Source organism: Pseudoalteromonas haloplanktis ATCC 14393, assembly GCF_000238355.1.
In the GTDB taxonomy this organism is placed as follows: Bacteria; Pseudomonadota; Gammaproteobacteria; order Enterobacterales; family Alteromonadaceae; genus Pseudoalteromonas; species Pseudoalteromonas haloplanktis.
The window spans coordinates 53,672-76,104 of sequence record NZ_AHCA01000006.1; the positions used below are offsets into that span (position 1 = coordinate 53,672).

Annotated in this window: 22 protein-coding genes and 1 pseudogene; 12 read left to right on the forward strand and 11 right to left on the reverse strand. The window is 39.4% G+C overall.

The genetic code is table 11. The features are described from left to right. Positions 1–227 precede the first annotated feature (227 nt). Positions 228–1,004: a hypothetical protein gene (locus PHAL_RS23050; protein ID WP_016708746.1), complete on the reverse strand. Its 777-nt coding sequence runs from the start codon at positions 1,002–1,004 to the stop codon at positions 228–230. 349 nt (positions 1,005–1,353) lie between these two features. Here PHAL_RS23050 and PHAL_RS0112460 point away from each other — a divergent pair, with 349 nt between their 5' ends. Continuing rightward, on the forward strand, positions 1,354–1,941 hold the full coding sequence (locus PHAL_RS0112460; protein WP_016708747.1) for an acyl carrier protein phosphodiesterase: 588 nt from the start codon (positions 1,354–1,356) through the stop codon (positions 1,939–1,941). 76 nt (positions 1,942–2,017) lie between these two features. Here the strand turns inward: PHAL_RS0112460 and PHAL_RS0112465 are convergent, their stop codons facing one another. Continuing rightward, positions 2,018–2,326: a hypothetical protein gene (locus PHAL_RS0112465; RefSeq protein ID WP_016708748.1), complete on the reverse strand. Its 309-nt coding sequence runs from the start codon at positions 2,324–2,326 to the stop codon at positions 2,018–2,020. A 100-nt stretch (positions 2,327–2,426) separates the two neighbouring features. Here PHAL_RS0112465 and PHAL_RS24775 point away from each other — a divergent pair. The 6 genes and pseudogenes from PHAL_RS24775 to PHAL_RS0112490 all read left to right on the forward strand — a co-directional run. Next, positions 2,427–2,507 (forward strand): annotated as a pseudogene (locus PHAL_RS24775) (diguanylate cyclase domain-containing protein); the annotation flags it as partial. A 283-nt stretch (positions 2,508–2,790) separates the two neighbouring features. Then, a complete protein-coding gene (gene sodC, locus PHAL_RS0112470; RefSeq protein ID WP_016708749.1) occupies positions 2,791–3,360 on the forward strand; it encodes a superoxide dismutase family protein in 570 nt (189 codons plus the stop codon). Positions 3,361–3,376: 16 nt separating this feature from the next. Continuing rightward, a complete protein-coding gene (locus PHAL_RS0112475; RefSeq protein ID WP_016708750.1) occupies positions 3,377–3,610 on the forward strand; it encodes a ChaB family protein in 234 nt (77 codons plus the stop codon). A 249-nt stretch (positions 3,611–3,859) separates the two neighbouring features. Next, positions 3,860–4,714 (forward strand): alpha/beta hydrolase, encoded by an 855-nt coding sequence (locus PHAL_RS0112480; RefSeq protein WP_016708751.1) that lies wholly within the window; start codon positions 3,860–3,862, stop codon positions 4,712–4,714. A 1-nt stretch (position 4,715) separates the two neighbouring features. Further along, the gene (locus tag PHAL_RS0112485; protein ID WP_016708752.1) at positions 4,716–5,273 is read left to right on the forward strand and encodes a DUF2975 domain-containing protein; all 558 of its coding nucleotides are present in this window, start codon (positions 4,716–4,718) and stop codon (positions 5,271–5,273) included. Next, positions 5,273–5,497, forward strand: a complete 225-nt coding sequence (locus tag PHAL_RS0112490; RefSeq protein ID WP_016708753.1) for a helix-turn-helix domain-containing protein — start codon at positions 5,273–5,275, stop codon at positions 5,495–5,497. Before PHAL_RS0112485 ends, PHAL_RS0112490 begins: the two co-directional genes overlap by 1 nt. A 71-nt stretch (positions 5,498–5,568) precedes the next feature. On the opposite strand, the gene PHAL_RS0112495 is transcribed toward PHAL_RS0112490, so the two are convergent. After that, a complete protein-coding gene (locus PHAL_RS0112495) occupies positions 5,569–7,548 on the reverse strand; it encodes a winged helix-turn-helix domain-containing protein (protein ID WP_080571534.1) in 1,980 nt (659 codons plus the stop codon). 241 nt (positions 7,549–7,789) lie between these two features. On the opposite strand from PHAL_RS0112495, the gene PHAL_RS0112500 reads away from it, so the two are divergent. Further along, positions 7,790–9,226, forward strand: coding sequence for a serine hydrolase domain-containing protein (locus PHAL_RS0112500; protein ID WP_016708755.1), 1,437 nt, complete (start codon positions 7,790–7,792; stop codon positions 9,224–9,226). 114 nt (positions 9,227–9,340) lie between these two features. On the opposite strand, the gene PHAL_RS23610 is transcribed toward PHAL_RS0112500, so the two are convergent. The 3 genes from PHAL_RS23610 to PHAL_RS0112520 all read right to left on the reverse strand — a co-directional run bounded on the left by PHAL_RS23610 (position 9,341) and on the right by PHAL_RS0112520 (position 12,116). Then, positions 9,341–10,126 (reverse strand): DUF454 family protein, encoded by a 786-nt coding sequence (locus PHAL_RS23610; RefSeq protein WP_080571535.1) that lies wholly within the window; start codon positions 10,124–10,126, stop codon positions 9,341–9,343. 12 nt (positions 10,127–10,138) lie between these two features. After that, entirely contained in the window at positions 10,139–10,726 is a 588-nt protein-coding gene (locus tag PHAL_RS0112515) for a biliverdin-producing heme oxygenase (RefSeq protein ID WP_016708758.1), read from the reverse strand. Positions 10,727–10,967: 241 nt separating this feature from the next. After that, on the reverse strand, positions 10,968–12,116 hold the full coding sequence (locus PHAL_RS0112520; RefSeq protein ID WP_016708759.1) for a hypothetical protein: 1,149 nt from the start codon (positions 12,114–12,116) through the stop codon (positions 10,968–10,970). A 151-nt stretch (positions 12,117–12,267) separates the two neighbouring features. Here PHAL_RS0112520 and PHAL_RS0112525 point away from each other — a divergent pair, with 151 nt between their 5' ends. Further along, complete coding sequence (locus PHAL_RS0112525) at positions 12,268–12,516, forward strand: hypothetical protein (RefSeq protein WP_016708760.1); 249 nt, start codon at positions 12,268–12,270, stop codon at positions 12,514–12,516. 117 nt (positions 12,517–12,633) lie between these two features. Here PHAL_RS0112525 and PHAL_RS0112530 read toward each other — a convergent pair whose 3' ends face one another. Further along, positions 12,634–14,331, reverse strand: coding sequence for a sensor domain-containing diguanylate cyclase (locus PHAL_RS0112530; RefSeq protein WP_016708761.1), 1,698 nt, complete (start codon positions 14,329–14,331; stop codon positions 12,634–12,636). A gap of 237 nt (positions 14,332–14,568) precedes the next feature. Between PHAL_RS0112530 and PHAL_RS0112535 the strand changes: the two genes are divergently transcribed. Next, entirely contained in the window at positions 14,569–15,444 is an 876-nt protein-coding gene (locus tag PHAL_RS0112535) for a delta-class carbonic anhydrase (RefSeq protein ID WP_374954835.1), read from the forward strand. 39 nt (positions 15,445–15,483) lie between these two features. On the opposite strand, the gene PHAL_RS0112540 is transcribed toward PHAL_RS0112535, so the two are convergent. From PHAL_RS0112540 to PHAL_RS0112550, 3 genes are all read right to left on the reverse strand, one after another. Further along, positions 15,484–16,161 (reverse strand): response regulator transcription factor, encoded by a 678-nt coding sequence (locus tag PHAL_RS0112540; RefSeq protein ID WP_016708763.1) that lies wholly within the window; start codon positions 16,159–16,161, stop codon positions 15,484–15,486. Next, positions 16,161–17,717, reverse strand: coding sequence for a sensor histidine kinase (locus PHAL_RS0112545; protein WP_016708764.1), 1,557 nt, complete (start codon positions 17,715–17,717; stop codon positions 16,161–16,163). Before PHAL_RS0112545 ends, PHAL_RS0112540 begins: the two co-directional genes overlap by 1 nt. 177 nt (positions 17,718–17,894) lie before the next feature. Then, positions 17,895–19,235, reverse strand: a complete 1,341-nt coding sequence (locus tag PHAL_RS0112550) for an MFS transporter (protein WP_016708765.1) — start codon at positions 19,233–19,235, stop codon at positions 17,895–17,897. Between the two features lie 144 nt (positions 19,236–19,379). Between PHAL_RS0112550 and PHAL_RS0112555 the strand changes: the two genes are divergently transcribed. Beyond that, on the forward strand, positions 19,380–19,715 hold the full coding sequence (locus PHAL_RS0112555; protein WP_016708766.1) for a zinc ribbon domain-containing protein YjdM: 336 nt from the start codon (positions 19,380–19,382) through the stop codon (positions 19,713–19,715). A gap of 196 nt (positions 19,716–19,911) precedes the next feature. Next, positions 19,912–20,589 carry a glutathione S-transferase family protein gene (locus PHAL_RS0112560; RefSeq protein WP_016708767.1) on the forward strand — a complete coding sequence of 226 codons (678 nt, stop codon included), beginning with the start codon at positions 19,912–19,914 and terminating at the stop codon, positions 20,587–20,589. A gap of 70 nt (positions 20,590–20,659) precedes the next feature. On the opposite strand, the gene PHAL_RS0112565 is transcribed toward PHAL_RS0112560, so the two are convergent. Continuing rightward, on the reverse strand, positions 20,660–22,387 hold the full coding sequence (locus PHAL_RS0112565) for a SulP family inorganic anion transporter (RefSeq protein ID WP_016708768.1): 1,728 nt from the start codon (positions 22,385–22,387) through the stop codon (positions 20,660–20,662). Positions 22,388–22,433: the final 46 nt, after the last annotated feature.

Genomic DNA, 22,433 nt, shown 5'->3' on the forward strand with positions numbered 1-22,433 from the left:
TCAACGATGATAAATTAAGTCCCTCGGCTTTCGTTTAGTGCTTCTATAGTATAGGGCGTTTTTGGCAAGTTTACTCGCTGTAAGCAAGGATGCGGATAAACTTATGAAGGTGCTATTTGAACTTTAGATCGCTTATTCATCTTTATTGTAGATTTTAGCCCCAATTAAAGCTTCACAGTGTTGATCAGCCAACCAGTGGAAACCAGGTTCAAAACGCAAAATATCGGCTATTTTATTTTGACTTTTCCGGTTCGCATAAGCTCGATCAATTGTATTGAAATACAACGATTTAGGGTTGCGAAATGTGGGTGCTCATTTTGTAATTGCCTTGTACAGTAATTGATATTCATAATTCCAATAATGACTTGCCTGCCTATATCAGTATCTAAATTTGGGATACGACCTTGCTCAATATCAATAACCAGTTGCAATGTTGAAGCAGCACCTAATCTGAAGGTGATAAGCTGTGGGGAATCAAATTTTTCATACACATAGCGCTCATAATCATCACGAATACCGTTGTCATTTTGATCAACCCCGTCCAACGTTTTATAGTCGTCAGGGTGTTCAGGTGGTAGCTCTGGGGTTAGGTAAAATAAATCTTTAATGCGTTGCCAGCTACTGTGAGGTTTAGGTTCGTTATTCTCATTCCAGTAGCGGGCAAGATAATAGTCAGTACCGTGTTTTACAAGGTTACCGGCTTGATACACTTTGTTTGCTTGCCACTTTTCTATCACGGTATTTTGCAGCCAAATCCAACCATCCCAATGGGGTTGGTTTTCTATTGGTTCAATGCCTTTTACCCAAAAAGCGGCTATAAATAAGCTGTTGTTGTGAGTCACAACATCACCAGCTACATAAATCGAACTGGCATGCCATTGTGGGTGGTTTGGTTGAATATCTTTTAAGTTTATATTGTTAGCTTCAGAGTTCAGCTGAAAAATATTTGTCGCGTAAGCATGCGAACAAAAAAGTAAACTAACGGTGATTATGAACTTAGTCATTGCAAAATCCTTTTTATTGAAGCTCCATTATTTTTTAAACTAAGTTCACATTTCAGGTAATTGCAAGGTGGTATGAGCAAATATTTAAAGTGGTTATTAAATGGGGCGATTTAGCTTTAGTGCGAAAGGGGGAGCTCACCACCGTAGGGTTGTTCTTATTGTTGCGTGTAAGGCTAACTGTTTTACTCGTTAACCTGGTTAGTTATACACTCTAATGGCTATATTATGGTAGTTACAGTGCTAGCCTATTTGGCCTGTGACCTAATACATAATAAAAACAGCTGTTTGGGTTGCTATTCCAGGTTTTAAATCGGGTATAACGTATAAAACAATTTTTACTGAGGTTTCTTTGAATTATTTAGCGCATCTTTATTTAGCACAACCAACGGCTGATTCGCATTTTGGCAATCTGCTTGGTGATTTTGGTGGTCAACGGCAGCTTATACAGATACCTGACACTGTTAAAAATGCACTTGATAACCATTATTTAGTTGATAAATTCACTGATACTCACCCTCTAGTTAAAGAAGCTAAGCAGTATTTTTCCTCTAAACGTAAACGCTTTGCAGGCGTTGCAATTGATGTGATGTTTGATCACTTCTTGATCCAGCATTGGCAACGCTTTAACGAGCAGCCCTTAAGTGAGTTCAAGAAAAGCAGTTTCGCTCTTTTGGGTAAGCGTATACCAATTATGCCAGTACGAATGCAGCGCGTGGTAACTAGCATGACAAGAAACGACTGGTTTAAAGAATATGAAACGATCTCAGGGGTGGGGCTGGCGCTTGATAATATTGCTGCGCGAATTCGTTTTGCGAATACGTTTACTGGTGCAGCAGAAGATATAGCACGCTATTACAGTGAGTTAGATGAAATTTTCTTGGCGTTTTTCCCTGCATTGATCGAGCATGTAAATTATCATGCGCTTGAAAGTAGTTAAAATAGCGCGGTATAAATTTTTTGTAGGTCAAGCGTTAGCCTGAAAATGACGCGACTATTAGTGACGAAAGCCTGACTCAATCATCAGGCCCTTTGAGGGTAAACACTAAATGTTTACGCATATCTTTTAAAATCACGCCTTTTTTCAGCATCGCGCCACTTAAGCGCTTTTGCCATTTTAATAACTCAGGCTCTGAGGCTGCCAGCGCTTGTTCATTCTCAAACTGAAAGCACATTAGCAAAGACCCTGGAAATAAGTGGTATTCAACATCAAACCAGCATTGCAGCATACCAGGGAGTTCATTACGACCTTGTTCTTCAATGGTATCAGCAACATTTAGCACAAGTGCTTGTTGCTTTATTTGCACGGCAGAGAGTTTTTTCATTGTGGTGATCCAAGTTAGAGGCTAAAAAGATAGCCATAAAAACCGATTATAACCGAGCTTATCATTTGCCAACAACCTTAAGCAGATTTAAGTTAGGCACCAGTTTAAAGCAGTTAACGATGAGTATGGCCATGATATTGGTGATGAACTGATACAAACTAACAGGCTTTATCGAGTTTAATTTTATTTGTTCATTAATTTCACCTGATCCGTTTTGTAAAGTTGTCACTGGCTTTGTAATTATGCCCTAGTCGTTGTGTAATTTATTATTACCGCTAGCCTTGTATAGTTAATTTCTACACTTTATAATTTTTTATTCTATTTAAAATCAATATGTTACTCTTATTTTTGGGTGTGTGTTAGAGAACGTATCCTATTTGGTATGGAGTTTGAATCTTTATACAAAACAGTCGCTTTATTTAGCGTTTTGTTTTATCAAATTCATACTAAACGAGGAGATAATGATGAATAGCTTGCAGTTTAATTCACCAGTGAAAAAAAGTGTGGCACGTATTTCAAAACCTGCTTGTGCCGTATTATTTGCCAGTATATTCCTGCAAAATACCGCTTTGGCGAACATTAACGTTGAAATGCATCAGGTAATAAAGTCTGGACAGGGGCAGTTACTGGGTACTATCACACTCTCAGAAAATGACCACGGTGTTGTGTTAACTCCTGACTTAAAAGGATTAACTCCTGGCCAACACGGGTTCCATATTCATCAATTTGCGAGCTGTGAGCCTAAAGTTAAAGAGGGGAAAGTTGTACCTGCGGGAGCCGCTGGTGGCCATTTTGATCCAAAGGCAACTGAACATCATGATTCCCCTTGGGGAGATGGGCACTTAGGTGATTTACCTGCATTGTATGTTAATGAACAAGGCGAAGCTAAGTCTCCTGTACTGGCGCCAAGGATCACTCTTGATGAACTTAAACAACATGCAATCATGGTTCATGAAGGTAACGACAACTACGCGGATAAGCCAAAACCACTCGGTGGTGGCGGAGGTCGTATTGCATGTGGTGTTATTAAATAGATAGGGAGAACACCACATGCAATACGATAATCGTGATGAATTACCTGATTCAGTAAAAAATAACTTACCAAAGCATGCTCAAGAGATATACCAAGAGGCTTTTAATAGTGCTTGGGATACTTATGAGGATCCAAGCGATAGAAAAGGCGATGATGACCGAGAAACAACGGCACATAAAGTAGCTTGGTCTGCAGTTAAAGGTAGTTATAGTAAAAACGACAATGGCAATTGGGTAAAATCAAATAGCTAGCGATTGGTGAACAGTTGAGCAAAAGCTTTGCCATTAAAGGTGAGTAAAACCTAAGTAATTTAAAATAGCTTCTACAATACTGTAGCGGCTTTTTTATGTCTATGTGAAACACATGAGTTCGATATTATGTAAAGTGGAAAGACGTTAGTTTAGCGTTATAAACAGTAATAAGTTATCGATTATCGGTAATTTTAGTTGTTTTTTAATTTTTTCAGTGCCATAGTAAATTCTTTACTAGGGGAGCTTAAAATGAAACATAGGTTACTAACTGTTGCTACGGTAGTGTTAGTTGTGCTGCAAACTGCATGTACGACAATCTCAGTTAATGAGTCACACTTTTTGAATCCGGATCAAAAGATACAGGTTAAAGAACTCAATAAAATAGAACCAACAGCTACAACAGAAAACATAACCATTAATGGGTTTGACGATGTGACGTTGAGTGGCACCTTGATAAAGGTTGATAATGCGCAAGCAACGGTCATTTATTTTGGTGGTAATCAATTTCGTGTAAGCGTTGCTGGAGGTGAACCCGCACAGCAAATATTGCCAATGAATGTAAATATTTTAATGGTTGATCATCGAGGTTACGGTAATAGTGAAGGCACGCCAACAGTTGAAAACTTAAAGCGCGATGCATTGTCTGTTTATGATTATGCCGCCAACCTTGTTGACCTTGAGAATGCCCCTATTATTTTGCATGGGCACTCTTTAGGCAGTGTCATTGCAGGGTACGTCGCAAGCGAGCGATCTGCGGATGCGTTAGTACTTGAAGGCAGTATTACCAATGTGCAGCAAATGACATCACAACGTATCCCTTGGTTTGTAAAGCCGTTTGTAGAGCTTCATTTTAGCGATGAACTCGCTAGGGTTGATAATTTAAAAGTCGTGGAATCATTTACAGCCCCGCTTTTAATAATTACTGGTGAAAATGATACTCAAACACCACCTGTATTAGCTGAAACTTTATATCAACATGCACTTTCAAAGCAAAAGCAATTATATATTGTAAAAGGCAAGCACCATGGTAATGCATTAACTGGTGATAAGTTACAGCTACATTATCAGCGATTAGTAAAGCAGTTGAACGAAAAGAAATCTTAAAATGAAAAAAATAATAATGATGAGTAACGTAATACTAACGTTACTTTTTTTGACCCTAGCTACTTTATTAATAACTGCCCTTGTAGTGTTTCTTAATGGCAGTGATGTTTTAAATTTTACTCAAGCTAACGGTACCCGCTTGTGGATAGGGCTTGAAGTTACTGGTTCTTGGAAAAGTACCGCAAATACATTATCGGCAAATAGTTTTAATACAATGACTTGGTTGGCATTACCGCAAATGCTGCCATACATCATTATAAATCTGATTTTAATTCGCTTATTCATGCTTTACCGTCAAGGGTTGTTTTTTAATTTAAAGAATATTCAATGCTTTAAATGGCTTGGTGGCTTGTTAATACTACAATTTTTGTTTGTTGCTTTTTATCCCGCGTTGTTAGTCACACTGCTAAATATGTTCACAGGTAGTGATCTCAAACGAGCTGTAATGATTCAAGACACTGACATTATAAGCTTTATAGTTGGCCTCATTATTTATGTTATTGCATGGATAATGAAACAGGCACAACAGCTGCAACAAGAACAAGAGTTAGTAATTTAATGGCAATAATAATCGATTTAGATGTGATGCTTGCAAAGCGTAAAATGAAGTCGGCAGAGCTTGCTGAAGCCATTGGCATTACTCCGCAAAATTTGTCCGTATTAAAAGCAGGGAGAGCAAAGGCTGTTCGATTTACGACGCTTGATGCTATTTGCAAACACTTAGAGTGTCAACCGGGCGATATCTTACGTTTTGAATCTGATGTAGACAAAGACGACCGCTGACGAGTAAATATTAAAGCACTCTTACGTTCTATTTTAGTAATTCAACAGGCGCTATTTATGTACTTGATAAGCTATTCTTCATGAGAGATCTCAAGTGACAGAATATCTGCCTGGCTTACCTTTTTTGATAAAACATAATAGCTGTCGCTAACAGCCTGTAGCTGGTCACAAATTTGCTCGCATAGTGTAGCTAACTCGTGTTGAGGCTTTACGTCTTCACTTTTATAGCCGTAAAACCCAAGTTGATATTTGTTGCTCTTAAAGCTGCGATAGTAAATACCGTCTTTGCTAGGAAATGCTCGTAGCTTTGCCTTTGCTACTGTAACTAATTTTGTTTTGGTACTAATATTTTCAATTGTATTGTTGGAAGCTGAGATTAACTGCTGCTGTTCATTTTTAAATAATTGGCGAGCATTTAGCTGTTCATGCAATGGTTGCTTTTGTGTTGTGGATAGGTTGTATGTGTAAAGCCAATCTCCCTGAGCTGATTTATCAACATATATAAATGTATCATCGTTTTCTAGCGCTATGAGTGGAATACCGAGTAGGTTATCTACCCATTTTATATTTACATTATTACCTAATAGGCTAATAACAAAAGGGCGATTGTTAAGTGCGCTTATAAGGTGTGTGTTATTTAGCCAAACAGGAGGCGCTAGTGCGAGCTCTTGTGCGTGATTGTCAAAAATAATAGATTCATTATTTGAATCAAGCTCTTTTAAAAATAATTGCGGGATACCGTTTTTACTGGAAATATAGGTAACCATTTGTTCATTTGGTGATACAGCAGCGCTAGTATCTACATTATTTGAATCTGAAATTGTTTTTATATTTGAAACATCAGTTCTATTTGCAAGGTATAAGTCTTCATCAGTACGCCTTTCTAGAAAGTACAGTTTTCCTGCAACTGCTTGGATATATTGCAGAAAATGATAATTGTTGTATGAAATAGGTTGCCAGTCACCGCTAACATGAAGTTTAGACAAGTCTTTTCCATTACTGAGTAAGAGTGATTGTTGGTCTTGCTGCCAAGTTAAAAAGTACCAATTATGGTCAAGCGCTTTTATCATCTCAAATTGTGTTGTTTTAATATCAAAAGTTTTAACCACAGAGATTGAATCTGCATTAAAGCCAATGACAGCAAGTTTATTTTGTTGTGGTGATAAACTAATTTTATACGGTTTAAACGTATCATTTGGAGTGAGAAGTTTGCGCACCTCACCTGAAATAAGGTTGTGCTGGTAAAGCGTTACATTGCGGCTATGCTCAGAGGCGTTTATGTTTGCGAGGTAAAATAGTTGCTGTTTTTTATCTATAAAAAATGGGCTATTCCAACTAATGTCACTACGCCTAATAAGTTGTGTTTGTTGTGTAGATTGTAAGCCGTCATCTAATAATATTTGTCCAAATTCAATACCGCTATCGTGTGATGCTGAATAGACTAATGAGTTGGCGTTACGCCATGCGAGGTATGTGTAGTTTTGTGCTTCTTTCGTAATTTTCCATGTTTTTTTACGCTTTAAATCCTTAATGTAAATATGCTTATCTGTGCCTTGGTGTGACTCACTTCTTATAATTGCCATGTGATCATGATTTGGGCTAACGCGCATGTAATGCTCAATTGCTTTACTTGCGGTAATTGGCTTTAGATTATTTACAGTCTGTTGTGATGCTGGAGTGTTTTGCCAAATAGCCCAAGTAATGACTAAAAAAATAAAGGTACAAAGAACGGTGACATAGCGAGCTATTTTATGGTTGTTCACTTTAGGTTTTGTGTAAATTTTGGCGTCGGCTGGGCTACTTAGTGATGAAATTATTGCTTGCAAGCTATAACCACGTTTAGGGTGTGTTTTTATTAACTTTTTATCGTCATCACACAATGCTTTTCGTAGCAGTGCTATATTGCGCCTTACCGAGTTCGGGCTGTAAATTGAGTGGGGCCAAACTTGTTTGAATAGCTCTTCGGCGGAGATAATGCTGTTTGCGTGTTCGCACAATACAATAAGCATTGTCATTACTTTAGGTTCGAGCAGCTGTGTACGTCCATGCACAGAGACCTCCCCGGACGTTGGGTTTACACGTGCCTCGTTAATATAGAATACATTAGAGAATAACGGGGTATTTAAGTATTTATCTATCTGATTGTTATTATTAATTATTTTTTGCCTTAATGTTTTCTTAAGTGTTTTTTAAGCACAAATTCATCGCTTATCTGTGAATTAGACGCTATCAAAGTCAGCCAGCTAATTCTGTTTTATGATAAACAAATAATGAAAAAAGGAACACGTTAATATGCGACTGATGCAAATAATATTACTTCTGGTATTAGCATACTCTGTTGCTGCAAAGCAGCCTGATGAATCTCAATTAGATACTTCAATCGTAGTTGAAGAGTTCTTAACTGTATTTAACAGCCATGATGTTGAGACTATCACTAAATATGTTGATGATCACTTTGCACAGCAAAGCCTTAATCGTTGGCAGGGGACAGGCCGTGAACGTTATATAGGTTACATAACGAGTATGGCTAATTTACACAAGCAGTTGAATCTAAAAAGCATAACGAAAAACTTACAAAACCAAATACTGCGGGTGACAAGTCATGTTGATTCTAACACGACAGGACTTAGTTATGATTCAGTCATTTTATTTGATCAACAGCATAAGATAACTAATTGGTATCTATCGCTGAATGAAACATTTGAACTAGATGATGAAAATATAACTGAATTAAAAGTCACTCAAGCGATTCAAAACTTAACAGAAAAGCTTGCTAAAAATGGGGTTTTTTCGGGTACGGTGTTATTTGCAAAAGCTGATAAGGTTTTATTTACAAAAGCCTATGGTTTGGCATCAAGACGTTATGACATAAAAAATAACCTTACGACTAAGTTTCAAATTGGCTCTATGAATAAGATGTTCACTAGTGTGGGGGTTATGCAATTGATTGAGGCTAATAAACTCTCGCTTGATGATAAGCTTACTCAATACATGGATAGAGATTATTTTGGAGTGGGCGATTTTGATGCTATCACCATAGAGCAATTATTAACGCATACCTCAGGCTTAGGTGACATTGCCGGTTTTGAAGCTAAGCAATCACATATTCGTTCATTGCAAGATTCACTGCCCTTATATAAAAATATCCCATTAAATTTTAAGCCTGGTAGTCAGTGGCAATACAGCAGTACCGGCATGCGCATGCTGGGCCATGTTATTGAGTCTGTTGCAAAGCAAGATTACTACGCTTTTATTCAACAGCATATTTATCAAAAAGCGGGTATGACTGATAGTGGGAGTTTTGATTTAGATGTGCCCATTAAAAATACGGCAAGGAATTATTGGTATTCGTTTGAAACCGGCGCCATTACCGAGAATTTGATGAAGCAAGCAGTCAAAGGCGGCCCTGCTGGTGGCGGGTACTCAACTGTTGGTGATTTACATAGATTTGCGCTTTCATTAATTAATCATCAGTTGTTAAGTGCTGAGTTAACTGCTCAAGCTACATCAGCAAAACCAGAGCTACATTCACCTAATTATGGCTATGGCTTTTCGGTCAGAGGCGATGAAGGTAATCAAATTATAGGGCATAATGGCGCTCATTTAGGTATGAGTGCACAGCTTAATATTTATCGTGATAAGGGCTATATACTTGCCGTGTTGGGCAATAGTAGTGATGCGGCTGAGCCGATAGTGTTTGCAGCTAATAGTTTAGTGAAACGGCTTTAGAGTGCGTTGTTTTTAAAATCAAACAGCGAACGGTATCTTTATCAATATGCTAATAACTTAATGCTAGTGTAAGGTTGCCCTGTAAGTGATAACCCTGCTGAGTTATCACTTAACTTACTTTTTGTTTTCTTCGGTAATAAAGCTCATGCTGTTAATTCCAGCCTGTTGCACTTGCTCCATTAAAAAAACTACATTTTGATATTCAGTGGTTTTATCGCCACGGATATGCAAAATAGGCTGTGGTTTGATAGCTGCTTGTTCAGTTAAACGTTGAATTAGCTGCTCTTTGGTCATTGCTTGAGCAGCTATTTTCTTTGCATCATACACTTCTGGCTGTGGAGCTTGTGCTGCAACTAATTCAATCGCAATGACCGTTGGCTGTTGCATCGGCGTTGACTTAACGGAGCTGCTCGCTTTAAAAAATATAATCCATGCCAATACAAAGTGACACAACAAGGCTAACAGCACACCTTGTGTCAGTTTGAAATAGCGTTTATGTGTTTGTTGGTCAAGCACACTCGGTTTTGAGAAAAGGTAATTAACAACGAGTGAAAATAATAACAAGCAAAAAACAGTTAACCACAGTGAATGACTTGTAACCCAAATAATGACCAAGCTAATAAGCATGCCAAAAGTAGCAAAATGCTTAGCTTTCATGGGGATAACTCGTCTTGTTTGCCAATTAGATAAAGTTTTACCAAACCTAGGATGGGAAAGTAGCCAATTCGCGAGTTTGTCGTTTGATCGAGTAAAGCAGGCAAGGGCTAAAATCAAAAATACGGTAGTCGGCATCACTGGCAGCAGCATGCCTATTATAGCTAAGGCTACACATAGGCAGCCTACTATAAAATAAATTAGCTTCTTAATTGGCAAAGTTTGCTTAAGCGCCGCATTTAACATTTATAACAGCAATTACTGATAAATAATATTAAGCAGCTGGTGCGCTGTAGCAAACGCATCTTTTGCACCTTGATAAAGCTCCTGCTCATCATTACTGGTCAAGTCCAATGCCTCTACAGCTTGCATAAACTCTCGCCATTGACTGCCACGACCATTACCTGGGCCTGCTAAAAAGCGTGCTCCAAAGTCCGCATCTAATCCGAGCTGAGTAACTTCTTTTGCTAACATTGCAGCGCCAAGTTTGGAGCCTTCAATTACATATAACCAACCCACTGCTTGCGCAAGGGTTAAGTTATCTAGATTGATCTGCTGCGTAGCGGTATGTGCTTGCATGCCCAAATCTTGTAAATCAAGGGCTATGGCGTGACAACGGTTCCGGCTTGCAAGATCGGCAAAAAATGGCGCCAATTGGTGGCTGTTGTAAAGTGGCTCAACATGGTTTAGCAACAGGTATTGAAAACGTAAAAAATCTGCATAGTTTTGTTTTGAAGCGAAGGGGGATTGGACCATTATTTTTTGATCTAAGTCATCGTGTACTTCAGCAGTTGTACGTTTTAGTTGAGACATTCGTGGGTAGTTTTCTTGTGCAATACTCGACATAATTGTGTTCTAATTGACTATCATTACTTATTAATACGAATGACGCGCCAATACTCACACCTAAAATTTAATTTTTTATTGCATAAATTTCGCAGTCATACTTTTTGAACTGCATGTTTTTTATTTTTTAACTTTAAAACAAGTGTTTAGTATTTTTAAGTTCAACTTTGGTTTGGTGAGCCTTGAACCTTGCTCTGAACTAGAAATGTACAGCCACCTTTTAAAAGGTGGCTTTGTTACATTATAGGGCGAGTAAACTTCTTTCTAACATGGCTTTGATTTGTTGGACAATTTTAGCCTCAGTGTCAGGTTCAAATTGTGCTATGCGAGGGGTGTGAATATGCCCTGTAGGAATGTCAGAATTCAGTTCATCGCGTAGGCGAATACTGCGGTATGAAATTTCATTTGATAAGTAGCCACCGCCACCACCTTTAACGGCAACAGCACCTTGCAATTGTGCGAGACTTTTTGGTTCAAACGCTTTCTCAAGCGTAATGACTTTGTGGTTGTCGTTTACTTTAAACTGCCCTTGAGCTTGTAACATGTGCTCTACGGGTAGACTGAATTCTACAAATTCACTGCCAGGTAGTGGTCGGTCATTTAAACTTGGGATAAGTGGCGCTGCTTGTGTACCACCGTAGATGATATTAGCGTTATCAGGAGCAGTGACACTGCGGCGCTTGCCCGGAAAGCGTTCAAGATCAAATTCTTTACCACCCATACTTACAGTAACAATCATATCTACATTATTCAGTGCGTAATAAGGGGCGAGTAGTGCTTCAATAATGCCTTGATCAAAATCTTCGTAACGCACTGGCACCATAACCGTATTTATCTCAGCGGTAATACCTTTATAGGTGATCACTTGGCCATCAAGTAATAGTGCCGCAACACCGGATGGGTTACTTTGATTGATGTTCTTATCCAGTAAAAATGGGTCAAAGCCAGTGAGTAAAATTTTTTTATTGGTGCTTTGTGTGTAAGCCAAATCGGTGCGACCGCGACTGCCGTTTTCTAACTGTGTTAACAGTGCATTTTGCTCTGCTGATGTAAGTGCAAAAGCAGGTTTTACAGTACGGATCACTTTACTTGATAGTAACCGTGCCCAGTAAAGTTCGCGATCATCATAATTTTTAGATGTTGTAATGCGCTGTTTCGCGTCTAACCATAGTTGGCTTGAATAATCATGGAGTAAGTCGGTAGCTTGCTTATAGCTTTTTAAGTTTTTCCAATCTTGCTCAAATTCAGCAATATCCTTAGCAAATGCAGCTACAACTTGCGGTATTACTGTGTTGGCCTTTTCAATACGCTGTTCTTCAACCGTTAAATTGGCGCTTAAAGCACTGAAGGAAGATAAGATTAAGCTCGTAGTTAAAAGTTGTTTGATCATGGGAGTCCTATGCGATTACAGCTATGTTTAGAGGTACTATCTAACGTATATAAGTTAAGCGCAAATAAATACGTTAATTATCGGCTTACTTAACCTGTGCCACTCAAACTGTTATTCTTTATGGATTAAGAAGTAACAGAGTAAAAACACGATGATCAACGATAACGATATAATCGACACCCTTGAAGAGCTAGAAGCATTTTTATTACTGATTGATAATGGTGGGCTAGGTTTAAAAAATGTTGCAGGGGTCGCGTTAGCAACGAATAATACCAATGGTCGCCCGTTTATCGCGGTACTTGATGATACCCATAAGTTGTTGTTAGGGCGTTGGGTAACTCAAGATGTATTTGAAAACGGCAAAGAATTAGTTCGCCGAGGACCTAAAAAACTTCACTAAAGTGCTGAGTTCATCTTGGCTTGAAGCTAGTTGTCATACCAATCGTGTTAAGTTACTAACCATTTAGCTCGCTAGAATGGTTAAATATTTAAGTCGATTGGTATCAGCTACCCGCTTTCAACTAGCTGCAACTACACAATTTCTACCTTGTTTTTTGGCCTTGTAAAGCGCTTGGTCGGCCATCGAAATGCTGTCCTTTATATTGTCTGTTGTATGTGAAACAGGCTGAAGTCCAATGCTGACTGTAAATCGAACCTCTAGGTTAGCTTCTGTTCTCACAATACACTTTTCAGCATCACTGCGGATGTGTTTCGCGATAGCGTGGGCTTTTTCGGCGTTACAGTTAAGTAATAATAGAAACTCTTCGCCGCCCATTCGACACGCAATATCATTGGCGGCTTGGTGTTTTATTAAAATATTTGCAAACGCTATGATGACTTGATCACCCACGTCGTGGCCATATGTGTCATTTATGTCTTTAAAATGATCGAGATCAGCAACAATGATCGATAATTCGGTACCTGCTGTTTGGCTTTGCGTCAGTAATTGTAAGCATGTTTTGTCAAAATAGCGTCGATTATAGAGTTTGGTGAGTGGATCGGTATCTGCGAGCCGTTTTAACTCTGTTTGTGCTGACTTTATTTTCTCTAATGTTCTGATCCTGTATGACAAAATAAATGCCATCATCAATCCTTCAAGTACGATCCCTATACCTACGCCATGGCTATTAATTTGATTTGATTCGGTGATACCTTTGTAATAAAGAACTGCCAGCATATTAAAAATAATAAACATCGAATGCCCCAAAAAAAAGTATTTCGCAAGTGGGTCACGTTTTCGCCAAAGCGAGATAGATACGCCGAGCGTCACTGTCATCATTAATGCAGCTAAGGTACTCGCTGGTTTTAATGCATTGACTAGATCAAATAAGCTATAAAAAAATTCAGCAACTAAAATAGTTAATATGATACATAGTGCAATATGCTCTTTCGGGTAACGGCTTTTGGTTTCAAATATAAGCATCATAAACAAAATTAAAAAACTGGGCATGCTATATAAAGTAGAATTGAACTGCAGAAGGTCAGCACTAAAGATACCAAAAAAGTTAGCGCCGAGACCATAAGATAGTGATACCCAAATGATGCCTGAAATTAAATAGAAGGCATACACGATATTTTCGATTTTTCTAGCTGATAAGTATAAGAAAAAATTATAAATCATTAATGCCAGCATCATCCCGACCAATAGAGAGATGTAATTACTGCTGCCAATTAAAGCCCGCTTTGAATGTTCTTCGTCGTATAATGATAGGGCGTACCACTGATGGGAAAACGTCACGCTTCGTACAAAAATTGTTTTACGTTCATCAGCTGCAAGGTCAAATGAGAATATGGCAGTTCCGCCATATATGTTGTTATGAGGGCCTACTTTATCAAGTTGAATATTAACTTGGTTTAACAAATCTCCATTTTTTGTTTCATAAAAATCAACATTTTGTAGGTGGTAGGCATCTTCATTATGTAAAAATAACGTTCGCTGCTGGGGGGATTCATTATGAATGACTATTTTAGACCAGGTTGTTTTGGCATTTGTGCCTAAGGTTATTTCACTTTTACTCTGGATAAAGGGTTGTTTTTGTATTTGTTTAAAGGGCATTTCTTCGCTGGTGTCGATAAAGTAACTCATTGGAAATTGAGTTAAATTCACTTCTGCGGTGTTGATACTAACGTTAGGTGATTGAGTATGATCAGTGTGTGCGCTTACACAGTAGGTGATAAAAATTAGCGAAATAAAGCATAAAAACCATTTAAACATACATAAAATCCTTCTTACGAAAGGCTTATTTTTAACTTTAAATGTTAGTTTGTCGAGTCTTAACGCTAAGCATAATTAAATATTTAAACTCAGTGGCTGGAGGTTATAAATTATTATATTTTTGCTAATAATTATGTAGCGGTTGAGCTGGCTTTTAATCTTATTTTAATGTTCCTGAAAAGTCTTTTTTAGATACTTTCAGTAACATGGCCTTATTAATAAATATAAAAGGCATAAATAAAAGTGAAGCAGAAGAAAACAGCAGTATTTGCAAAATGTACATGGTTTATTAGTTTCTCTACATTGGCTGTAAGTGGCGTAGTCGCTGCTAATGGAATTAGTGATAGTGTGCTGACTGAACAGCGTAGAGCGCTTGAGAAAAATACTCAGGGTAAAGGATTTGGACCGCAATCCCCACGTGATATCGATCAATACTATGGCACCAACTTACGTCACTTTGCTGCGGCTCCCAATCGTAGTGATCTTAATTTATGTAATATTCACTTTCATAAAAATGCTGAACATAAAGGCGGTGAGTTTACCACTTATGCGGGCAACGGCGATGGTAAAGGTCATAATACAGGTTACGTATACGATGGCATATTGTCGGCGAGCCAATTAAAACCTATTGCAGGTAAGGTATGCGCTGCAAAAGGTGACTCGTTAAAAGTGGGTGATACTTTAGAAGTACACTTTGTGTATTCGTCAGCACAAGTGAGCCCAGGGCCGACTTTAGCCGCTTGTTTAGCGGATAGCACTATGAATCCTGCGTTTCGTGTTGAAGGTCAGGTTATTGTATTAGCTAATGATAAGCAGGCTGTTAACTTTGCTCAGCTCACTGAGATAGAGCAAGTAAATGGTTACTATCAAGCACCTAATATACCTACAAATATGGGGATCCCCGTTGAGTATTTAGGTTCAACAACTGGGCCTGCTTATAACGAAAAAGCGTCGCCGATACAGGTGAGTTGGAGCGTACGACCCCTTGTTGCTGTGGTTGATATAAACAGTGTTGGTAAGTGGTGCGATGACAATGTATTTAATGAAGACTATGCTCATGGTGTTCGTAATTTAGTACAAAACCCTAAGTTATTGTCACCTATTTCACACTAAGCAGATATAGTTGGGTGCGTGAGTACTTGTCGACTCGCGCTACTTTAAACTCATCCGATAGCCATTACCACGCAAGGTTTGAATAGTGAGATTGTGCTGTGTTTCGATTTTTTTCCTTAGTCGGCTAACATATACATCAATAATATTAGTATTGGGATCATTGTAAGTTTGCCATACCCGACTCAATATTCGTTCACGCGACAATACCTTGTCTTGGTTTTCAACAAAATACAGTAGTAACTCAAATTCAATTTTTGTTAGCGGTAATTCTTGATCGTTAAGTAAGGCAATACGTTGCTGGATATTCAGCGTCAATGAGCCAATATCGAGCGTTGTTTGACTTTGTTGGTGCCCAGTTGTCATACGTCGCTTTAAGGCTAATACACGGGCTAATAGTTCATCAAAATCAAAGGGTTTACATAGGTAATCATCTGCCCCCATTTCCAGTCCTTTGACTCGTTCAGGCACTTCATCTAATGCTGTTAGCATAAGCACCATAGGTGGGCTGGGAAGAGTTTTAATAGCGTTAAGTATCGATATACTATCTTGGCAACCAAATAGCCTGTCTAGTATTAGTATGTGCGGGGTATTTTTTTTAATAAACGGCAGCACTTCGTGTAATTCATTGATGCTATTGCATTCATAGCCTTCACTGCGTAACCCGCGAGAAAGGAAGTTTAAGAGCGGCTGCTCGTCATCGGCGAGTAAGATATTCATTATGTATGCTCCAGAGGAAGCGAGATAGAAAAAACAGCGCCTTGGCCTTGTGTTGAAGTAACACCGATTGTGCCATCATGGGCCTCAATAATGGCTTTGGCGATTGGTAGCCCAAGCCCTAAGCCTTCACTGTGCTTACTAAAGCGAACAAAGCGCTCAAAAATATTGTCAACTTCAGCTGCTGAGATCCCTTCACCATAATCCTTAATTGCAATAGTGAGCATTGAGCTTATTTTAGTTAGTGTAATTTCGATCGGTTGGGCTGATTTTGAGTACTTGATTGCGTTATCAAATAAAATAGCCAGCACTTGTTGGATCCGTTGTGTATCAATGGTTATAAACAGTTCTCTTAAACTAGCATCAGCATCGAAGGTAATTGTTCGGGTTAGATTGAGTTTCTGCCATTTGTTAACTTCTGATTCGACTAACCGCACAATCTGTGTAGGGGCAACTTCTAAATTTATTTGATTCATTTCTGCTCGTGTTAATAGTAATAAATCATCCACTAAGCGGCTTAAGCTGAGGGCTTGCCCGAGTATCGATTTTAGTGTTTGATTAAAATCATCAACCGACACTGACTGCATGCGCAGTGTTACTTGTGCTTCCCCGCGAATAATTGTTAATGGGGTGCGTAGTTCATGGGACACATCGGCAATAAATTGGCGGCGTCTTGAATCAATTTTAGTAAGCAATAGGTTGGCTTCTGTGAGCTCACTGGTGCGCTGTTGAACTTCAAGCTCTAATTGTTTTCTTGATTGTACTGCGTTTTTTTCATGTTCTTGTAGGCGTAGTGCCAGTTGGTTTATGGAGGTGGCGAGTTCTTCAAACTCATCATCCAAGGTGACTGAAATCGGTTTTTGGTAATGTCCTAATGCAATCGAGTTAGTTGCATTAGCGATTAGGATCAGAGGCTGATAGAGCTGATTAAATAACCAATAACAGCCATATAATATTAATGGAATAGAAAGCGCACCTAGGCCGATCGCAAACCATAATATTGTTGTGTTAAGCATTTCTATTTTGGCGTTGATTGCCGCAACAACTCGGGTTTGTCGTGCTACTGCTGAATTTATAGCTTCTCTGAACTGGTCATCAATAGTGACCTCAAGTAAGCGCTTTAATTGCGCTTGTTGATTCAAAGGGGCGGTATTACCGCTACTGACTACAGCTCTAAACTCAACGGTTATTTTATCAATGAGTCGTACCAGTTCATCAGTATCTTCAACGCTGCCTTTGGTAAAGGATAAGCCAAGTGCATTACGCTGCTCGATCTCTAGCTTTTTTATCTGACTGATTGACTGTTGGATCAGGTTTTGTTTTTGACGCACATAGGCTTGGTTAGCATTTTGGCCAAAGATAATTTCGTCGGTTAATTGTTTAAAAAGTCGGTAAGAGATGCTTGAGAGCTTTTCATGTTCGACCAATAATGACTGGGCAATATTGCTTTGTTGTAAGTTTTTGCGAGTTAAATGGGCGGAGATTGCGGTGCTCAGGAGCGCCAAAAATAAAATAAAAGCGGTGGTAAGACCAAAATAAAAAAGTTTGCGCTTATACATAATTGCTTACTAGTTTGAGATATCCATTAAGGGTACATTGAAGACTTCTAGGAAGCAATAAAACCGGTATGAGGAACGTGTTTCAACTGCTTTGTTAATGTTAGAAAAGCTATATCAGCTAAAGTGTTACCTGCTGATTATCGCTTTTTTAGGAGTCGTTACTTTTGGCTTTGCATACTAAGTATCACTTTGGCGATCCTTAAAAAGATCGCCCTGCAGGGGGTTTTGATTGGGCGTGTCGTTATTTTCTTCGTATTCATCATCCACCTCATCAACCACCAGCATTTGATCATGAGCGGTGGTCTCTTCAATTCGTGGGTCCATGGTCGCCGCTAGTGGAGAATTGGTAACGTCAGACGTACCGACCACGTAATCGCTCGGCTCAGGTTGTTCTACTTTTTGTTTTGAATTTATGAAGGTAAGTAATAAATACATCAATACTGTTAATGTTGCTAGTGATGCATATAACGCTTGATGGCCAAAATAACTCATGATCTGTGCATTAGCGGTTGAGCCAAGTGCAGCGCCTGCTCCAAAAGCAACCAGTAATGCTGAAGAGACGCCTACGCGCTCTTCGTCTTCCACTCGGGAGTTGGCTAAAGCCGATGACAATGGATATAACGTAAAAGCAAATAATCCGAACATAAACGTCAGCACAAAGGCAAGCGTTTGTGAAATTGGCAGTATAAATAAAGCAAGGCTGACCAAGCAGATGGCGACAGCATTACTGCGCAGTAGTACACTGCGGCGAACTCTATCTGATAGCATGCCCATGGGCCATTGCGCTAATAAACCAGCTAAAATAGTGGCAGACATAAAAATGGCGATTTCAGATGAGCTAAAGCCCGACAATTTAGCAAAGGTTGGCGCAAGACCGTAAAAACTACCATTAATAATGCCAGCAAAATGCACTGCGGTCATAGACTGAGGTACTTTTTTAAAGTAATCAAACAAGCTTACTTGAATTGGCTTCAAGGGCTTTGGGTGAATTCTGCGGGTGATTGAAATTGGAATTATACCAATAGCCAGTGCCATGCAGACTAAAAACAGTGGTGCATAGCCTAACTCAGGAAATTCAGCCAAAGCGAACTGGCCTAAAATAGTGCCTAAATAGGAAGTGATCATATAAAAGGAGAACACCCGACCACGAGACTCAGGTGCTGCTTGTTCGTTAAGCCAGCTTTCTAGCACCATGTAATTACACATCATACCTAAACCCACGCAAAGCCTTAGGGCGAGCCAAATATAGATGTTATCGCTCACACCATGCGCCGCAACACACGCTATTACCGCGGCAGTACTAGCAGCAAAAGTACGTATATGGCCGACCGATTTGATAAGACGATAGCCAAGCTTAGCCCCTAATAATAAGCCGAGGTAGTAACATGAGGTCATCAAACCTATCCACAAGGTTGAGGTGCCATGCTGCCCTAAGTATAAAGCTAAATAGGTGGTAAGTAAGCTGGTGCCAATAATTAAGAAAAGGTTGGCAAAATATAACGAAAGAAATGATTTCATTTATATACAAATTATAAGCTTGGACAACTAGATACTAGAATAATCAAGGGGGTTTTCCAAGTGCTTTACTCTGAATGTCTACAAATAGACAAATAAACATTGAGCCATTACCATACAGGTAAATTTTAATACCTGAGTTAAATTATGTCGTTACCTGCATGCCCGAAGTGTCAATCTGAATATGTATACCAAGATCAAAGCTTACTAATTTGCCCTGAATGTGCTTATGAGTGGGATCCTGCCAGCGCCGCATTAGACGATGAAATTAATGTAAAAGACGCCAACGGCACGCTATTAGCTGAAGGTGATAAAGTCACTGTCGTTAAAGATTTAAAAATTAAAGGCAGTTCGCAAGTCATAAAAATCGGCACTAAAGCGGTGATCCGCTGGATCAAAGATACAAAAGATCACCAACTTGATTGCAAAGTGGATGGGGTAGGGGAAATGATGGTAACAGCCAAGTTTGTGAAAAAGGCCTGATCAACTAAATAGCGCTAGTTAATTCTGCGTGTAGGTTTGTATATCTCAATACAGTAGACGTACTAATTGTCACAATGACAATTCAGTAAGGCAGATTCTATGCCTAGCTTAAGCATCTCTGTATTTACCTTCAACTATAATTTGAACGATCGCTCAAGTTGTGCTTTAATCATTATTCAATTTTGAGGAGCCCAACATGATCAAATTTTATTTTCACCATACGCCTAACCCAATGAAAGTTGCACTTTTTCTTGAAGAAACAGGGTTACCATACGAACTTGTGCCAGTTGATACCTTAAAGGGTGAGCAGCATACGCCAGAATTTAAAGCGATTAATCCGAATGCCAAGGCGCCAGCCATAATGGACGGCCAAACTCGAGTATTCGATTCAAACGCTATTTTAATGTACCTATCTGAAAAGTACGGCAAACTGGCGGGTAAAGCAGGAGATCGCGCTGAAATGCTGTCGTGGTTAATGTTTATCGCGTCAGGTTTGGGTCCCTACTCAGGGCAATCAGTACACTTTAGACACGCGGCCCCAGAGAAACTCGATTACGCTATCAACCGTTATTTACGTGAGGCGCAACGTCATTATGAGGTATTAGACACTCACCTTGCAGGGCGTGAGTTTATCGTCGGTGATGAGTTTACAATTGCGGATGTATCTGCATGGGGCTGGATAGATAAAGCAACCGTTGTTTTAGGCGAAGAAGGGTTAGCGCCATATCCTAATTTACAACGCTGGTTCACACGTATTGATAGCCGCCCGGCAGTTGAACGTGCTCGTAAGGTGGGCACTGATATCAACTTTAAAAAAGAGTTTGATGAACAAGCGCGTCGTGCGTTTTTTCCTTCAAACTATCCAAAAGTTTAATTTTGCGATCAGAGCATATAAAAATCAGGCCAGCAGCGGCCTGATTTCGATATTAGATTTTTGCAAACTCCTACACTCCCTCATTATCAGCTGCTGCAAACTGACTTACTTCCTGTGAGGGCTGACTAACCCTGTTTTTTTGTAGCGCTACATATAGGTCTGAATGTACGTAGATACCTTCTTTACCAGATGTCATACCAGCAACGTCAAACCATGAAAGGAGCTGTCGTTTTCTACCGGCTATTTCTAATCGAATGTTACGCTTTTTAAATATCACGTCTAAATCGGCAAGCATCGCCATCACACTTAAATCTAAATGGGTAAAACAAGGCACAGCATCAATAATAACGCACTGAGTGTCGTCTTTTTGCCGTGCGTATTGCTCTAACAAGCGGCGTTTAAAGTAACCTGCATTAAAGTAAGTTAAGGGCGAATTGAAGCGATAAATAAATACACCTTGCACAGCTTTGGCTTTATCTGTGCTATCAAGGCTTCTTACTACCCCGTTGATATCAACACCTAATACAGTGTCGGTTGGTCGCATTACGGTACGAATGAACTGAAATAATCCCAATAGTACGGCCAGTGTGATGCCCGGTATAACGCCAATAAATAACACAGCAAGTAAAGTTGCCAGCGCAAGGTAAAAGGCGTGTTTATCTTTGCGTTTTAATTGCCATACTGCTTTTAAGTCTAATAAATGAATTGAAGCAATAATTAGTACTATGCCTAATGCGGCACTGGGTATGAACTCCAGCGGTGCGGTTAAAAAGAGTGCAATGATGGCAATAATAGCGGCTGCGATGATTGAAACCAGCTGTGTTTTTCCGCCGCTAGCATCGTTGACGGCAGTACGAGAGTCTGCACCGCTGACGGCAAAACCTTGTGATAATGCCGAGGCAAAGTTCGCAATACCTAAGGCTCTAAATTCTTTATCCGCATCGATATCATAACCATTTTTGGCGGCAAAACTACGGGCAGTCAGCATCATGCTAACAAAGCTCACGATCGCTAAGTTCAGCGCTGGCACTACAAGCTCACGAATAATACCAATATCATAAATGGGTGTATTAAATACTGGTAAACCACCAGTGACTGTGCCAATGGTATTGATTTCAAATTGTTTTAAATTAAAAAGCCAGACTAATATGGCAGCGAACGCGATGGCAAACATGGCAGCAGGCCAGGTTGGCTTTAGGCGCTTCATGGCAAAATAAGCAGCAAGAGTAAATAGAGCCATTAACAGGGTGGGAATATGAGCTTGTGATAAATAAGTAGGTACTGCGGCTAAGCGTTCCAATAAATATTTTTCATCGAAGGTAAAGCCAATTACTTTTGAAAGTTGACTAACAATAATCGTGATAGCCACCCCGTTTAACAGACCCATTAGAATAGGTTTAGATAAAAAGTCAGCCAGTACACCTAATTTAAATTTGCTGGCAATTAAACACCAAAAGCCCGTCATAGCGGTCATAGTGACAACTAATTGCCAATGTTTGACCGTATCACCTGCGGCAAGTGGGGTGACTACTGCTGCAATAACTGCGCAGGTTGCAGCATCTGGCCCAACAATGAGCTGTTTTGAGCTACCAAACAGGGCGTATAAGATCATGGGTAAGATACATGAATACAGACCAACGGCGGCATTTACACCAGTAAGTTGTGCGTAGGCGATTGCAACGGGCAAAGCAACAGCAGCAACAGACAGTGCAGCTCTGAAATCATCAGTAAACCACTTTCGTTCATAATGAAATAAAGTGTTTAAACCCGGCATAAAATCATACAAACGCGACAGCACAACAGTTTCCTAGTTAATCGTAATTACACGTGGATAGTAAATTTAA